Source organism: Nonomuraea typhae, from assembly GCF_009760925.1.
Taxonomy (GTDB): Bacteria; Actinomycetota; Actinomycetes; order Streptosporangiales; family Streptosporangiaceae; genus Nonomuraea; species Nonomuraea typhae.
Map to the genome: position 1 here is coordinate 98,094 of NZ_VRLV01000012.1, position 15,486 is coordinate 113,579.

General features: G+C 72.4%; 15 protein-coding genes. 4 read left to right on the plus strand and 11 right to left on the minus strand.

Features of this window, described 5'->3' with window-relative positions:
• Positions 1–8 precede the first annotated feature (8 nt).
• Together FVE25_RS36870 and FVE25_RS36875 are read right to left on the minus strand one after the other, a co-directional pair.
• Positions 9–860, minus strand: coding sequence for a DUF6807 domain-containing protein (locus FVE25_RS36870; RefSeq protein ID WP_246268017.1), 852 nt, complete (start codon positions 858–860; stop codon positions 9–11).
• 31 nt (positions 861–891) lie between these two features.
• The gene (locus tag FVE25_RS36875) at positions 892–2,289 is read right to left on the minus strand and encodes a dihydrolipoyl dehydrogenase family protein (RefSeq protein WP_219825800.1); all 1,398 of its coding nucleotides are present in this window, start codon (positions 2,287–2,289) and stop codon (positions 892–894) included.
• A 47-nt stretch (positions 2,290–2,336) separates the two neighbouring features.
• Between FVE25_RS36875 and FVE25_RS36880 the strand changes: the two genes are divergently transcribed.
• Positions 2,337–3,446, plus strand: a complete 1,110-nt coding sequence (locus FVE25_RS36880; RefSeq protein ID WP_181019839.1) for a methyltransferase — start codon at positions 2,337–2,339, stop codon at positions 3,444–3,446.
• On the opposite strand, the gene pcaDC is transcribed toward FVE25_RS36880, so the two are convergent.
• The 9 genes from pcaDC to FVE25_RS36925 form a co-directional block, all read right to left on the minus strand.
• Entirely contained in the window at positions 3,436–4,575 is a 1,140-nt protein-coding gene (pcaDC, locus tag FVE25_RS36885; RefSeq protein ID WP_157252112.1) for a bifunctional 3-oxoadipate enol-lactonase/4-carboxymuconolactone decarboxylase PcaDC, read from the minus strand. The genes FVE25_RS36880 and pcaDC overlap by 11 nt on opposite strands.
• Positions 4,572–6,131, minus strand: coding sequence for a lyase family protein (locus FVE25_RS36890; RefSeq protein WP_343046176.1), 1,560 nt, complete (start codon positions 6,129–6,131; stop codon positions 4,572–4,574). Before FVE25_RS36890 ends, pcaDC begins: the two co-directional genes overlap by 4 nt.
• Positions 6,118–6,654, minus strand: coding sequence for a protocatechuate 3,4-dioxygenase subunit alpha (gene pcaG / locus FVE25_RS36895; RefSeq protein ID WP_157252113.1), 537 nt, complete (start codon positions 6,652–6,654; stop codon positions 6,118–6,120). Before pcaG ends, FVE25_RS36890 begins: the two co-directional genes overlap by 14 nt.
• Positions 6,651–7,397, minus strand: coding sequence for a protocatechuate 3,4-dioxygenase subunit beta (gene pcaH, locus FVE25_RS36900; RefSeq protein WP_157252114.1), 747 nt, complete (start codon positions 7,395–7,397; stop codon positions 6,651–6,653). Before pcaH ends, pcaG begins: the two co-directional genes overlap by 4 nt.
• Before the next feature lie 92 nt (positions 7,398–7,489).
• The gene (locus FVE25_RS36905; protein ID WP_157252115.1) at positions 7,490–9,130 is read right to left on the minus strand and encodes a solute symporter family protein; all 1,641 of its coding nucleotides are present in this window, start codon (positions 9,128–9,130) and stop codon (positions 7,490–7,492) included.
• A complete protein-coding gene (locus tag FVE25_RS36910) occupies positions 9,127–9,576 on the minus strand; it encodes a DUF485 domain-containing protein (protein WP_157252116.1) in 450 nt (149 codons plus the stop codon). The genes FVE25_RS36905 and FVE25_RS36910 overlap by 4 nt, the downstream gene beginning before the upstream one ends.
• Before the next feature lie 107 nt (positions 9,577–9,683).
• Entirely contained in the window at positions 9,684–10,478 is a 795-nt protein-coding gene (locus tag FVE25_RS36915; RefSeq protein ID WP_157252117.1) for a MerR family transcriptional regulator, read from the minus strand.
• A gap of 17 nt (positions 10,479–10,495) precedes the next feature.
• The gene (locus FVE25_RS36920; RefSeq protein WP_157252118.1) at positions 10,496–11,317 is read right to left on the minus strand and encodes a PIG-L family deacetylase; all 822 of its coding nucleotides are present in this window, start codon (positions 11,315–11,317) and stop codon (positions 10,496–10,498) included.
• Positions 11,318–11,356: 39 nt separating this feature from the next.
• On the minus strand, positions 11,357–12,472 hold the full coding sequence (locus tag FVE25_RS36925) for an ROK family transcriptional regulator (RefSeq protein WP_157252119.1): 1,116 nt from the start codon (positions 12,470–12,472) through the stop codon (positions 11,357–11,359).
• An 89-nt stretch (positions 12,473–12,561) separates the two neighbouring features.
• On the opposite strand from FVE25_RS36925, the gene FVE25_RS36930 reads away from it, so the two are divergent.
• Genes FVE25_RS36930 through FVE25_RS36940 form a run of 3 tightly spaced genes read left to right on the plus strand, consistent with a single transcriptional unit; the run spans position 12,562 to position 15,477 of the window.
• Positions 12,562–13,818 carry an ABC transporter substrate-binding protein gene (locus tag FVE25_RS36930; protein WP_157252120.1) on the plus strand — a complete coding sequence of 419 codons (1,257 nt, stop codon included), beginning with the start codon at positions 12,562–12,564 and terminating at the stop codon, positions 13,816–13,818.
• Complete coding sequence (locus tag FVE25_RS36935) at positions 13,815–14,651, plus strand: carbohydrate ABC transporter permease (RefSeq protein ID WP_219825801.1); 837 nt, start codon at positions 13,815–13,817, stop codon at positions 14,649–14,651. Before FVE25_RS36930 ends, FVE25_RS36935 begins: the two co-directional genes overlap by 4 nt.
• Positions 14,641–15,477 carry a carbohydrate ABC transporter permease gene (locus tag FVE25_RS36940; RefSeq protein ID WP_157252121.1) on the plus strand — a complete coding sequence of 279 codons (837 nt, stop codon included), beginning with the start codon at positions 14,641–14,643 and terminating at the stop codon, positions 15,475–15,477. Before FVE25_RS36935 ends, FVE25_RS36940 begins: the two co-directional genes overlap by 11 nt.
• Positions 15,478–15,486 lie beyond the last annotated feature (9 nt).

Consider the following 15,486-nt stretch of genomic DNA (forward strand, 5'->3'; position numbering starts at 1 on the left):
CATACTCCTTAGACGTCCGGGGGCGCCGCACGGCTCACGTGTTCTTCGATCCGCTCCCGATCCCAGGCGCCGTCCGCGACGACCAGGGCATACGCGAGGCCGAGAGTGGCGCCGGGCGGCAGCCGTACCTCCTCGTCGAAGGCGAAGGACGGGTTGACCGCGGCGAACCACGCGTTCCTGCAGAACCACCGCTGGCCGGGCGCGCCGAGGAAGATCAGGGTGGAGGCCCGGTCCACCTCGTCGTGCTTGCCGGTGTAGGCCAGCCACGGCGCCTCCTGGCCCATCATCTCCTCCCCGCCGCGCCCGCCGGAGGAGACGATCGCGCCGCCGGTGAAGTCGCGCGGGCCGCGCCAGAACAGGCCCGTGTAGCCCGCCAGCGGACGGCCGTGCGTGGCGGGGCTGCCGAACACCAGGTCCTCGCCCCGGATGTTGCGCAGGGAGGTGGCGAAGTCCAGACGCCACCAGGTCCCCTCGACGGTGACGCGGAAGCGGCGGATCTCCTCCACCCAGGGCTCGCCCGCCTGCGTCTGCCAGGTCAGGCGCTCCTCGCCGGGGGCGAGCCACTCCTCGTGGCGCATGCTGCCGTTGTTGGCCCGCTGCACGTAGCGGGCCTGCTCGCGGTCGTAGCTGCCGCCGCCCCAGAAGTTCTGGCCGGACAGGTGGGAGGCGGTCATCTGCAGGCCCTTGTGCCAGCGGTGGTCGTGCGGGCGGTATCCGGTGACGACGTCTCCGGCCAGGGTGCGCAGCGGATGGAAGTACGGCTTGGGGGATTCCCGGACGGGCATCTCGGGACGGTAGACGTAGCGGAGGATCTCGACGCCGCCCGCCTGGTGGATCAGCTCGGAACCGGTGTCCTTCACACCATGATCCTAGGACGGGCGGCGCCGGATGTCAGAGGCCGTACTCCTCCAGCAGGCGCAGCCACACCTCGCTGACCGTCGGGAAGGCCGGGACCGCGTGCCAGAGCGTGTCCAGCGGGACCTCCGCCGTCACCGCGATCGTCGCCGCGTGCAGCAGCTCGGCCACGGCGGGCCCGGCGAACGTCACGCCCACCAGCACCTTGCGCGCCTCGTCGACGACCGCCCTGGCCTGGCCGGTGTAGCCGTCGCCGAGCAGGTACGCCCCGGACACCGCGCCCAGGTCGTAGTCGACCACCCGCACGTCCAGGCCCTTCCTCCTGGCCTGCTCCGCGGTCAGCCCCACGGCCGCGACCTGCGGATCGGTGAACACCACCTGCGGGGCGCCGCGCCCGTCCGCGCTGTCGCGCAGCGACGGCCCGCCGTCCGGCCGGCCCGCCGCCCGTGCCGCGATCACGTCCCCGCACACCCGCGCCTGGTACTTGCCCATGTGGGTGAGCAGGTTGCGCCCGTTGACGTCGCCGACCGCATACAGCCAGTCGGTGCCGGGCACCCGCATGCTGTCGTCCACCTCGACCGGGCCTTCGGCCGTCAGCCCGGCGCTCTCCAGCCCGAGGTCGCGCACCGCCGCCCGCCGCCCGGTCGCCACCAGCAGCTCGTCCGCCTCGAGCGCCGACCCGTCGCCCAGGTGCACGGTCACCGGCCCGTCGGCCGCCGCCCGCTCCACCCGGACCACCGAGGCGCCCGTGCGCACGTCGATGCCCGACTCCCGCATCGACGCGGCCAGCAGCTCCCCGGCGAACGGCTCCATCTTGCCCAGCAGCCCGCCGCGCACCAGCAGCGTCGTCTCCTGCGCCCCGAGCGCGTGCAGCGCCTGCGCCATCTCACAGGCCACCACCCCGCCACCGAGGACGGCCAGCCGCCGCGGCACCTCCTTGACCGTGGTGGCGTCCCGGCTGAACCAGGGCCGCGCCTCGGCCAGCCCCGGGATGTCCGGCACGATCGGGACGCTCCCGGTCGCCAGCACCACCGCGTGCCGGGCCCGCAGGCGGGTGACCGTGCCGTCCGCGGCGCGGACCTCGACCTCGCGCGGACCCGTCAGCCGCCCGCGCCCGCGCAGCAGCGCCGCGGGCAGCTTCTCCACCCACTCCACCTGGCCGCTGTCGTCCAGGCCGGAGATCGCCTCGTCCCGCCTGGCCAGCACCTTCTCCACGTCGATCGGGCCGGCGCTCAGCCCCGGCACCCGGGAGACCTCCGCGCGCAGCTCCATCGGCCGCAGCAGCGCCTTGCTCGGGATGCAGGCGTAGTAGGAGCACTCGCCCCCGGCCAGGTGCTCCTCCACCACGGCCGCGCTCAGCCCGCCGCGCACCGCCCTCCCGGCTACGTTCTCCCCGGCCGGCCCGGCCCCGATGACCACCACGTCCACGTCCACGCGTGCCTCCCATCTTGTCGGCTACCCACGCTAGCCTGAATCGCACGATGAACCGTTTGACCACGTCATGGGGCGAGCTGGAGCTCACCCGCTTCCCGGAGGACCCGCGCGACCCGCTGCGCGCGTGGGACGCCGCCGACGAGTATCTCCTGCGCCACCTCGGCACGCCGCCGGGCTCGGTGGTGATCGTCGGCGACCGGTGGGGCGCGCTGACCACCGCGCTGGCCGCCCGCGACCCGGCGCAGATCTCCGACTCGCATCTCGCCCAGGAGGCCACGCGGGCCAACCTGAAGCGCAACGGCGCCGCGCCGATCCGGCTGCTGTCCACCCAGGACCCGCCGCCCGCGCGGGTCGACACGCTGCTGATCCGGGTGCCGAAGAGCCTGGCGCTGCTGGAGGACCAGCTGCACCGGCTGGCCCCGTCCCTGCACCCCGAGAGCGTGGTCGTGGGCGCCGGGATGGTGAAGGAGATCCACACCTCGACGCTGCGCCTGTTCGAGACGGTCATCGGGCCCACCCGGACCACCCTGGCCGAGAAGAAGGCCCGGCTGATCCTCACCCAGGTCGATCCCGGGCTGGTGCGGCCGCCCAACCCGTGGCCGCTCTCCTACGACCTGCCCGAGGGCATCGGGCCCGTCTCCGGGCGGCGGGTGCTCAACCACGCCGGCGTCTTCTGCGCCGACCGGCTCGACATCGGCACCCGCTTCTTCCTCCGGCACCTGCCCGCCACGTCGGGGCCCGTGACGATCGCCGACCTGGGCTGCGGCAACGGCGTCGTCGGCCTGTCGGCCGCGCTGGCCAATCCCGCCGCCGACGTGCTCTACCTCGACGAGTCCCACCAGGCCGTCGCCTCCGCGCGGGCCAACGCGGGCGGCTCCGGCCGGTTCGTGCTCGGCGACGGGCTGAGCGAGATCGCGCCGGGCTCGCTCGACCTCGTGCTCAACAACCCGCCGTTCCACTCCCACCAGGCCACGACCGACCGTACGGCGTGGCGCATGTTCACCGGCGCCCGGCGGGCGCTGCGGGCCGGGGGAGAGCTGTGGGTGATCGGCAACCGCCATCTCGGGTACCACGTCAAGCTGCGGCGCGTCTTCGGCAACTGCGAGGTGGCGGCCGCCGATCCCAAGTTCGTGGTGCTGCGGGCGGTCAAGCGGTGATCACGCCGTCCTCGGTGAGCACCCGCTGGGCCACGGCGAACGCGGCGTTGGCCGCCGGGACACCGCAGTAGACGGCGCACTGCAGCAGGATCTCGCCGATCTCGTCCGGGGTCAGGCCGTTGATCAGGGCCGCTCTGACGTGCATGGCCAGTTCGTCCAGGTTGCCTCTGGCCACCAGGACAGTCAGGGTGATGCAGCTGCGGGTGCGCCGGTCCAGGCCGGGGCGGGTCCAGATCTCGCCCCAGGCGTACCGGGTGATGAAGTCCTGAAATGTCGCGGTAAAAGTGGTGGTGCTGGCGATGGCGCGGTCCACGTGCGCGTCGCCCAGGACCGCCCGCCGTACCGCCATGCCCATGGAGTGATCCAGATGGGCGTCCAGCGCGGCGTTGACCCGGGCCGGGGCGTCGATGCCCGCCAGGTGGGCCGCGGCCGGGATCTCCACGAGCGTGGCCGGCTCGATCCCGTCGGCCAGCTCCCGCGCGTCCGCCGGGGGAGTGGCGGGGTCCTGCCTGCCGGCCACCACCAGGACCGGCACCGCGACCTTGTCCAGATCGGCCCGCGCGTCGAACTCCGCCAGGGCGTCGCAGCAGCCCGCGTACGCGTCCCGGTCGGTGGCGGCCAGGTCGCCCAGCAGGGCGTGACGGAGTTCGTCGCCGGTGGCCGAACGGAGGTCGTCGCCGGCGGGCGTGGTGGCGAACCAGCGGCCCGGCGCGGCCTCGAGCAGCGCCGTCGTGCCGTGCTCGCGGACCAGGGCGGCCCGCTCCCGCCAGGTCTCCGGCGTGCCGAACCGCGCCGACGAGCAGATCAGCGCCAGCGACCGCAACCGATCCGGCCGCTCGAGCGCCAGCGTCAGGCCGACGGCGCCGCCGAGCGAGATGCCCGCGTAGTGGAAGTCCGCCCACCCCTGCGCGTCGGCCAGCTCCAGCACCATCTCGGCCAGGTCCCCGACCGTGCCGACCACCACGTTCGGCGACTCACCGTGTCCCGGCAGGTCGTAGCGGAGCACCCGGTGGGTGCGGGTCAGCGCGGGCAGCTGTGGCTCCCACACCCGTGCCGACGTGCCCAAGGACGGGCCGAGGATGAGCGGGACGCCGTGCGCGGGGCCGTCCAGCCGGAAGTGCAGGGTCACGGCCCCTCCTCGGGGGGAGTACGGCGGAGGGCGCGGTCCACCAGGGTTCCGGCGGAACCCAGGTAACCCGCCGGGTCCAGGAGGTCCTTCAGCTCGGGGCGTCCGGCCAGAAGGGCGGCCAGCGCCTCGGGATCGGCGGCGACCGAGCGCGCCAGGTCGTGCCCCAGCTCGGCGGCGAGCCTTTCCGACACCACCATCCCGCCGGTCAGCGCCAGGTTGGCGTGCATCCGGTCCGGATGCACGCGCAGCCCCGCGGCCAGCTCGGCGGCGTCCCGGGTGGCGCCGCCGGTCAGCCGGAGCGCGTCCCGGAGGGTCTGCCATTCCGCGTGCCAGGCGCCCGCGGGCCGTTCGTCCTCGGCCGCCATCGCCCCGTACAGCACCGCGGCCAGCGCGGGCACCTGCCGGGCGGCGGCCGCGATCCAGACGGCACGCACCGGGTTCGCCTTGTGCGGCATCGCCGACGAACCACCGGCCGCGCCCTCGCCCACCTCGCCGATCTCCGTCCTGGACAGCACCAGCACGTCCGCCGCCACCTTCCCCAGCGCCCCCGCCGTGAACGCCAGCGCGCCGGCCAGGTCCCCGATCGGGGTGCGCAGCACATGCCAGGGCAACTCCGGCACGGCCAGCCCCACCTCGGCCGCGAACACCTCCGCCATCCGCACTCCCACGTCCTCGGGAGGGGTGGGGAGGGCGTGGGGCAGGCCCAGGTCTTCGGGCGGGGTGGCGGAGGGGCGGGGCGCGCGCACGTTTTCCGGCGGGGTGGCGGAGGGGTGGGGCGTGCGCACGTCTTCCGGCCGGGTGGCGAAGGCGTGGAAGGCGGCCAGGGTGCCCGCCGCGCCGCCGAGCTGGGCGGGCAGCGCCTGCCGTACCGCGTGGAGCCGGTCGCGGGCGTCCAGGACCAGGGCCCGCCACCCGGCGGCCTTCAGCCCGAACGTGGTCGGGACGGCGTGCTGGGTGAGGGTGCGGGCGGCCATGGGGGTGTCCCGGTGCCCGGCCGCGAGCCCGGCCAGGGAAGCGGCGGCGCGATCCAGGTCGGCCAGCATCAGGCCCAGCGCCCGCGAGGACGTCAGCATCAGCGCGGTGTCCAGGATGTCCTGGCTGGTCGCGCCGCGGTGCGCCCATTCACCGGCCGCCGCCCGCAGGTCCGCGGCCAGCGGGATCACCGGGTTGCCCGCCGCGCGGGCACGGCCGGCCAGGTCGCCGGCGTCGTAGCCGGAGGCCGCGGCCTCGACCGCCGCCACCGCGCCTGCGGGCGCGAGCCCCAGCGCGGCCCACGCGCGGGTCAGCGCCAGCTCCGCCGCCAGCATGGCCGCCACCAGCGCCCGGTCACCGGTCGCCGCCTCCACCGCGGATCCGGTACGGCCCAGCGACAGCAGCGTGTCGTCCAGGGCCGGCGGGCGCTCCGGAGCCCGCCGGCCATCCGGCGTCCGCGGCTCGTCGGGTGTCCGCGGGCCATCCGGGGTCCGCGGCCCGTCGGGTGTCCGCGGGCCATCCGGCGTCCCCGGCCCGCCCGGTGTCCGCGGGTCGTTCGAGGTCCGCGGGTCATCCGAAGTCAAGGAAGACCGTCTCCCCTTCACCTTGCAACCGTACGTCGAACCGGTACACGCCCACGCTTTCGCCCGCGGCCAGCAGGGTCGAGCGCCGCGCCGGCGGAAGCCGCCCCAGGAGCGGGTCGCCCGGATCGTCCCGCAGATAGATGCGGGTGAACAGATGATGCCCCAGCCCCCGGGCGAACACGCACACCGACAGGTAGGCCCGCGAGCCGGGCATGACCGTGCGGATCATCCAGTGCCCATCGGCGTCGGTGCTCACCCGGCCGAACCCGGTGAACACGAGACCGTGCCGGCCCGCGATCTGACCGGTGCCCGTGTCGTGGCGCAGCGAGCCGGGCGCGCCGCTCAGGCCGCCGTCCGGGCCGGCCTGCCAGACCTCCAGCAGCGCGTCCGGCACCGGCTGCCCGGCGCCGTCCCACACCTGCCCGTGCACGACCAGGCCGCCCTCCGCGAGCTCCCCGCCCCCCGGGAACGGCAGCGCGTAGCCGTAGAAGGGACCGACCGTCTGCGATGGCGTGGGCCTCATCGCGTCTCCGCCCAGGTCGCGGCGGGCCCGTCGAGGACGATGTCCCAGCGGTAGCCGAGCGACCACTCCGGCGCCGACAGCCCGTGGTCGTAGGCGGCGATCAGCCGGGCGCGGGCCCGCTCGTCGAGCACGGCGTTGAAGACCGGGTCGTAGGGCAGGAGCGGATCCCCGGGGAAGTACATCTGGCTGACCAGCCGCTGCGTGAACGCCGTCCCGAACAGCGAGAAGTGGATGTGCGCCGGCCGCCAGGCGTTGTCGTGGTTGCGCCACGGGTAGGCGCCGGGCCGGATCGTGGTGAAGCGGTACACGCCGTCGGCGTCGGTGAGGCAGCGGCCGACGCCGGTGAAGTTCGGGTCCAGGGGCGCGGGGTGGTCGTCGCCGGGGTGGGCGTAGCGGCCTGCGGCGTTGGCCTGCCAGATCTCCACGAGCTGGCCGCGGACGGGCCGGCCGTACCGGTCCAGGATCCGGCCCGTCACCGTGATGCGCTCGCCGAGCGGCTGGCCGGCGTGCCGGCGGGTCAGGTCGGCGTCCCGGGGGTGGACGTCGGTCACGCCGAAGACCGGGCCGTGCAACTCGGCGGCGTCGGGGTCGTCCACGAGGATCGGCGGCTGATGGGGGTGGCGGAGCACGCTGCTGCGGTAGGGGGCGAAGTCGCGGGCGGCGTGGTCGTGCTCGACGCCGTCCGCGACGTAGGCTTTGTGCCGTTCGGCGATCTCCGCCGAGATCTCGTCCTGTGTGGTCATGGCCGTCCTCACGCGTCGCCTGCTCCAGCGTCGAGGCTAGATACGCGCATCGGCCAAGGCACGCGCCCCCTTCCAGCCAGCGGAAGATCGGATCAGGTGGTACGGCGGCGCCGCACGCTCGCCCGATGTGAGCCGGTGCCGGTCAGGGAGCGTACCGACAACTCCTGGTAACGCTCGGGATCCACCTTCTCGTCACTGAGCAACGCCCCGAGCACCGCGCACAGGAAGCCGAACGGGATCGAGACCAGTCCCGGGTTCTCCAGCGGGAACACGTGGAAGTCCACCCCGGCGGGCAGCAGCGACAGCGACTGCCCGGTCACCGGATCGACCTTGCCGGAGACCACCGGCGAGAACAGCACCAGCACCACCGACGCCCCGAGGCCGCCGTAGATCCCGGCCACGACGCCGGCGGAGTTGAACCGGCGCCAGAACAGCGACAAGACGATCGCGGGCAGGTTCGCCGAGGCGGCCATGGCGAAGGCCAGCGCGACCAGGAACGCGACGTTCTGGTGGCGGGCGATCACCGCCAGCCCGATCGCCAGCAGCCCGATGACGCAGGAGGAGAAGCGGGCCACCGCCACCTCCTGCGACTCCCTGGGCCGGCCGAACATCAGCACGTGGCCGAAGTAGTCGTGGGCCAGGGAGGTCGAGGAGGCCAGCACCAGGCCGGAGACGACCGCGAGGATGGTGGCGAAGGCGACGGCGCCGGTGAACGCCAGCAGCACGTCGCCGCCGAGGGCGCGGGCGAGCTGGAGGGCGGCGGTGTTGCCCGCCGGGTCCTGGGCGGCGATGGCCTTCTGCCCGACCAGCGCCGTGGCGCCGAAGCCCAGGGCCAGGGTCATCAGGTAGAAGACGCCGACCAGGCCGATCGCCCAGTTGACCGAGGTCCGCGCGGCCCGCGCGTCCGGGACGGTGAAGAACCGGCTGACGATGTGGGGGAGTCCGGCGGTGCCGAGGACGAGGGCGAGCGCGAGGCTGATGAAGTCGAGTTTGTTGAACAGGGTGCGCAGGGGGTCGCCCGCGATCTCCTTGCCGAATCGCCCGCCGGGCTGCAGGTAGCCGGCGTGGCCGCTGTTGCGGGCGGCGGCGCCGAGCATGTCGCTGAGGTTGAAGCCGAACCGGGCCAGCACCAGGACCGTCAGCACGGTCGTGCCGCCCATCAGCAGCACGGCCTTGATGATCTGGACCCAGGTGGTGCCCTTCATACCGCCGAACATGACGTAGACGATCATCATGGCGCCGACGGCCACGATGGTGACGATCTTCGCGGTGTCGGTGGAGAGGCCGAGCAGCAGGGAGACCAGCGCGCCCGCGCCGACCATCTGGGCCAGCAGGTAGAAGACCGAGACGGTGACGGTGGAGGCCACGGCCGCCGTCCGCACGCGCGGCTGCCGCCGTACCCGGTAGGACAGCACGTCGGCCATGGTGAAGCGGCCCGCGTTGCGCATGAGCTCGACCAGCAGCAGCGTCAGCAGCCAGGCGACCAGGAAGCCGATCGAGTACAGGAACCCGTCGTAGCCGGACAGCGCGATGATCCCGGCGATGCCGAGGAAGGAGGCGGCCGACATGTAGTCACCGGCCAGCGCCAGCCCGTTCTGCACGCCGGAGAAGGCGCGGCCGCCGGCGTAGTAGTCGTCGGCGCCGCGGGTGTTGGCCCGCGCCCAGAAGGTGATGATCAGGGTGATGGCGATGAACAGGATGAACAGCGTGAACGTCAGCGACGGGCCCATCATCGCGCGCCTCCCCCGGTGCGACGGTGGGCCGCGCGGCGGGGCGGGGCCCAGTTCTCGATCCGCCTGCGCTCGGCCAGGAGCCGCTCGGAGTGCTCGCGCTCGGCGTCCATCGCCGCCGCCTCCTCGCGCAGCTGCTCCGACAGCGGGTCGAGCATCCTGCGCGCGTAGCGCGAATAGCGCCAGGCCAGGGCGAACGTCGAGACGAACTGCAGCACTCCCAGCAGGAGCGCCATGTTGATGTTCCCGATCACCGGCTGGGCCATGAACGCGCGGGCGAAGGCCGACAGCCAGATGTAGAGGAAATACCACCCGAGGAACGAGGCGACGATCCCGGCGGCCAGCCGGTAGAACCTCGTCCGTAGTAACCGGAACCGCCGGTCGTGTGCCAGGCCCGCGTACCCTCCCTGCGGCGCACCGGTGCTGCGATGCCGCGCCTCCCCCACCATTGCTCCTACCTAGTTGTGACATTCTGTGGTGAGATGACTCCACAGTGATACGAACGATAGGGGCCCCAGGCGGGGGAATTCCGGGGATTGGCGGGATTGCCGGATGGTCATTCCCAGGTGGCGGTGTCCGGGTCCACGCCGTGGGCCCGGGCGTTGGCGAAGATCGCCGCACGCAGCCACGCGGCCAGTCCCGGTTCGGCGCCGTCGTAGAACTCGGCGACGCCCGGGTCGGCCATGAAGCCGCGCCCGAGGCAGGCGTGCATCGCGTGGGTGCAGTCGAAGTGCCGGGAGATCGACGCCCGGTGCCGCTCGGCCAGTTCGGCGGCCTCGTCCGAGCCGGGCTCGACGCCCCGGCGCTTCGCCGCGGCCAGGTCGGCGAGCAGGGTGTGCGCCTCGGCCGCGACCTCCTCCCAGTCCGCCCGGGACCTGGCCGCGGCCCGCTCGGCGTACTGCTGCCACTGCGCGTTCTCGCCCCAGCGCTCCCGCGCCTCCCCGGGCCAGGAGGGCTGCCACTGGCTGCCGAAGATCTCGGCCTGCTCCTCGGGGGTCAGCCGGATGCCCGACTCGGCGGCCCCCAGCATCCGGTCGACCGCGCCGACCATGTCCTGGAGGCGGGCGATGCGCTCGGTGAGCAGGGAGCGCTGGCGGCGCAGGTGCGCGCGGGGGTCGGCGGCGGGGTCGTCGAGCATGCGGCCGATCTCGGCCAGCGGGAGGCCGAGCTCGCGGTAGACGAGCACGCGGTGGATCCTGGCGACGTCCTCGCCCGCGTACATCCGGTGCCCGCCCCAGGTGCGCCCGCCCGGCCGCACCAGGCCGATGGCGTCCCAGTGGTGCAGCGTGCGGACGCTGATCCCGACGAGCGCGGCCGCCTGGCCGACGGTGAGCCCGTCCTGCGTGGTCATGGGGCCGACGTCCATGGTCAGTACGGCCGGCGCAGTCCCGCGAAGAGGTCGTCCTCGTGGCCGGGGGCCTCGACCGCGGAGGAGACGCGGACGAACGCCTCGTGGGAGAAGACCATCTGCTGCGCCTCCTCCGGCATCTTCAGCAGGAAGGCGCTGTCACCCTGGCTGGCGTGCGCGCGCAGCGCCTTGACCTTGCGCTCGACCGTGCCGGAGACGTCGACGACGGAGGTGATGAGCTCGTCGGGGGTGCCGAAGTCGGCGTCGGGCTCGAAGTCGTCGAACTCCATCCCGGCCGCCTTCAGCGCCTCGAACATCTCCTTCATGCGCTGCCGGGGGATGGCGGTGTAGTAGAGCTTGGCGGGGATGCCGGTGGACTCGGTGGCCGCGACGGTGATGCGGTGGGCCTGGATGTGGTCGGGGTGGCCGTAGCCGCCGTTCTCGTCGTAGGTGACGATCACCTGCGGGCGGTACCGCTCGATGAGGGCGGCGAGCTTGGCGGACGACTCCTCGAGGGGGACGTTGGCGAAGGAGGCGGCGTCGTGGTTGGCGTCCCAGCCGTCCATGCCGGAGTCCTGGTAGCCGAGCAGCTCGACGTGGGTGATGCCGAGGTGCCCGGCGGACTCGCGCAGCTCGGACAGCCGCTGGCGGGCCACGTCGGCGGCGTCGTGGCCGTCCTCACCCGGCTTGGCGCCGCCCGCGCCGTCGCCCTGCTCGCCGTTGGTGCAGGTCACGAGGACCGTGCGAATGCCTTCGTCCGCATAGCGGGCGAAGATGCCGCCGGTGCTCATGACCTCGTCGTCGGGGTGGGCGTGCACGGCCATCAGCGTCAATTGGTCCATGGTGCTGGAGCCTACTCGGCGCCGGTGACAAATCCGGCGTCAGCGGGCGGCCACGGTCGCGGCCAGGACGAGGCTCGCGGCGCCCCGCGCGTGCGCGCTGTCGTCCCACGGGCGCACGGAGATCTCCAGTCCCGACAGGACTCCGCCCTCCACCGCGGGGCGGAATCCCGGCTCCAGAAAGGGCCAGAGCACATGGCTCTCGCCGATCACCGTCAGCGCCCGTACGGCCAGCACGTTCACGATCCCGGCCGCCGCCCGCCCGAGCGTGGCCCCGGCCTCGGCCATGAGCGCGCGGATGCCGGGCACGTCGCGGACGGCCAGGTCGTGCAGGTCCTCGACCGGCACCGGCCGGGGCACGAGCCCGCGCTCGTGCGCCCGCGCGGCCAGCGAGTAATCGGCGGCGTACGTCTCCACGCAGCCCCGCCGCCCGCACACGCACAGCGGCCCGCCCGGGTCCACGGGCACGTGCCCGAACTCCCCGGCCACGCCGTCGGGCCCGCGGTGCACGCGCCGGCCGAGCACGATGCCCATGCCGACGCCGCCGCCGACCGCCAGCACGAGGAAGTCGTCGTGGTCGCGCCCGGTGCCGAACAGCAGCTCGGCGGTGGTGCTGGCCCGCGTGTCGTTGTCGATGAGCACCGGCACCGGCAGCAGCTCGGCCAGGCGGGGCCGCAGGTCCAGGTCCGACCAGCCGAGGTGGGGCGAGAGCCGTACCACTCCCCTGGCGGGGTCGATCACGCCCGGCACGGCGAGCCCGACGCCGCGCACCCGCTCGCCGGTGCCGGGCTCGCCGAGCACTTCGAGGCAGGCTTTGGCGAGTTGCTCGACCGGCTCGTGATGGGGGTCGAAGGGGAGGGTGAAGCGGCGCACCTCGCTGCCGTTGAGCCGCATGAGCACCCCGACCACGTGCGTGTGGTGGACGCGCAGGCCGAGTGTGTAGGCGGCGTCGGGCAGCACCTCCAGCGGCACCCTGGGCCGCCCGCGGCCGCTGACCTGCGGCGCGAGTTCGCGCAGGTAGCCTAGGTCGATCAGGCGGCGGGTGTGTTCGGTGACGGTCGCCGCGCCGAGTCCCAGCCTGGCGGCGATCTGTGAGCGATTGAGCGGTTCTCGCCCGAGCATGGCCAGGATCTCCGCCCTGACCAGATCCTCACGCAATGTTCCTCCTGCCCCTTGACGTCCTCGGCTGACCAAGCCTAGGGTCCCGGACCATAATAATTTCGTCACCGAAATTAAGGAAATCGCGCATGAAGGGCTTTCTGGCAGCGGGGCTCGCGCTCGTCATCGGAGCCACCGCCTGTGGCGGCGGCGGAGCATCCGGTACGGCGGGCGGCGCCAAGCAGGACGACGGCACGATCACCCTCGACTGGGAAATGTGGGCCGGGAGCGAGGACGAGAAAGCCCAGCTCGACCACCTCGCCCAGCTCGTCACCCAGCAGAACCCCAAGGTCAAGATCGCGCTGCGCACGGCGCCGTTCAACAACTACTTCACCAAGCTGCAGACCGAGTTCGCCGCCGGCAAGCAGGCATGCATCGTCTCCATGCAGAGCCTGCGCCTCGGCGCCTACGCCGACCTGCTCGAACCGCTGACCGCCCCCGAGGGCTTCGCCCCCGCCTCCCTGGACGCGCTCAAGATGGACGGCAAGCAGCTCGCCCTGCCGTACGACCTGGCCTCGATGCTCGTCTACTACAACAAGGACGCCTTCGCGAAGGCCGGGCTGCCCGAGCCGAAGGCGGGCTGGACGGTCGCCGACTTCGAGAAGGCGGCCAAAACCCTCTCGGCCGGAGGCAAGAGCGGCTTCGGCATGTCCTTCTCCGACCTGCACACGCTCTCGATGCTGCTGTCCTACAACGGCGCCGCCCCGGTCACCGCCGACGTCAAGCTCCAGCTGGACAGTCAGCCCATGGTCGACGCGCTCACCTGGTACGCCGGACTGGGCAAGAACAAGTCGGGCAGCGTGCCCGCCTCCTCGGCCGAGGGCGGCTGGGGCGAGACCCAGTTCGTCAACGGCAACGCCATGATGGCCGTGGACGGGTCCTGGAACCTCGGCTCCCACATCAAGGACGCCAAGTTCGACGTCGGCCTGGCCCCGCTGCCCGCGGGCACGGCCGGCTCGAAGACCTACATCGCCGGCTCCGGCTTCGGCGTGTCCAAGAGCTGCGCCTACAAGGAAGAGGCGAAGAAGGTCGTCGAGACGCTCACCGGCAAGGACGCCCAGGCGTACCTCGCGGGCGTCGGCCGCGGCTTCCCCTCGCGCACCGAGCAGCAGGCCGGGTACGAGGAGTTCCTGGTCAAGCAGAACGCGGGCAAGGAGGCCGACGTCAAGGCCGCGATGGCCGCGGTCAAGGAGGGCCTGGCCGGCGGCGTCCCGCTGTTCACCACCAAGAACTGGGACGACGTCAACAAGCTCATGGCCCAGTACTTCCTGCAGGTCTACACCGGGGCGCAGCCGCCCAAGGAGGCCCTGGCCACCATCCAGCAGCAGGGAGCCCGCGGCCAGTGAGGACTCGGGAGACCTGGAGCGCGCTCGGGTTCGCCACCCCGAGCGTGCTCGGCCTCGGGTTGTTCACGCTGTTCCCCGTCGGCATGGCCGTGGTCATGAGCTTCTTCGACTGGCCGATGCTGGGCGAGAGCGAGTTCATCGGGCTGGAGAACTTCCGCTACCTGTTCGGCGAGGACCCCGACTTCCTGGTGGCGCTGCGCAACACGTTCGTCTTCACCGGCCTGTACGTGCCGCTGAACATCCTGGTGGCGCTCGGCCTGGCGTTCTGGATCAACAACTCACGCTGGCAGAACCTGTGGCGGGTGTTGTTCTTCATCCCGGCGATCACCCCGATGGTGGCCAACGCGGTCATCTGGAAGCTGATCTTCCAGCTCGTCGGCACCGAGCCGAACATGCTGGCCGACGGCCGCACCGCGCTGCTGTCGGTGGTGGCGATGAGCGTGTGGCAGGGTTTCGGCTACAACATGATCGTGTTCTCGGCGGCGATCAACGAGATGCCGAGACCGGTCCTGGAGGCGGCGGCGCTGGACGGCGCCACCGGCCTGCGCCGCCTGGTCAGCGTGCAGCTGCCGCTGATCTCGCCCGCGCTGTTCTTCGCCACCACGATGACGGTGATCAGCGCGCTGCAGGTGTTCACGCAGCCGTTCATCCTCACGGCGGGCGGCCCGGGCAACGCCACCGAGACCCTGGTCATGAACGTCTACCAGGCCGGATTCCAGTCACGGGACCTGGGCCTGGCCGCCGCGGCGGCGTGGGTGCTGTTCGCGATCATCCTGGCCGTCACGTTCGTGCAGTTCCTCGGCCAGAAGCGGTGGGTGCACTATGAAAGCTAAGAGCCTCCGCGTCAAGAGCGTCGTCTCGCACGCCCTGCTGGCCGCGGTCGCCCTCGCCTTCCTCTACCCGCTGATCTTCGCGGTCGCCACCGCGCTCAAGCCCGCCGGCGAGACGTTCGCCGATCCGGGCGCGCTCGTCGGCTCCTCGATCCGCTGGCAGAACTTCGCCGACGTCTTCACCTACGTGCCCTTCCAGCGCTACATCCTCAACGGCGTGCTGGTCGCCGGCGTCGGCACGCTGGTGGTGCTGGCCGCCTCGGCGCTGTCGGCCTACGCCTTCGCCTCGCTGCGCTGGCGCGGCCGCGACGGCGTCTTCCTGATCTTCCTGGCCACGCTGATGGTGCCGCAGGAAGTCCTGGTCGTGCCCATGTTCATCCTCATGCAGTCGCTCGGCTGGGTGGACACCTACCAGGCGCTGATCTTCCCGTGGGCCTTCACCGCGTTCGGCACCTTCCTGCTGCGTCAGTTCTTCCGCTCGGTGCCGCGCGAGATGCAGGAGGCCGCCCGCATCGACAGCGCCGGGGAACTGCGCATCTTCGCCCAGATCATGCTGCCGATGGCCCGCCCCGCGCTCGGCGTGCTGGCCGTCTTCACCTTCATCAACTACTGGAACAGCTTCCTGTGGCCGCTCATCATGATCAACGACGTGAGCGCCCGGGGCACCGTTCCCCTCGGCCTGCAGCTGTTCTTCGGCCAGAACAGCAACCAGTGGCACCTGGTCATGGCCGCCTCCATCGTGTCCGTCCTGCCGACCCTGCTGCTCCTCATCGCCCTGCAGAAGCACCTGGTCAAGGGCATCGCCACCGCCGGCCTGGCCGGCCGCTGAAAGGATCGT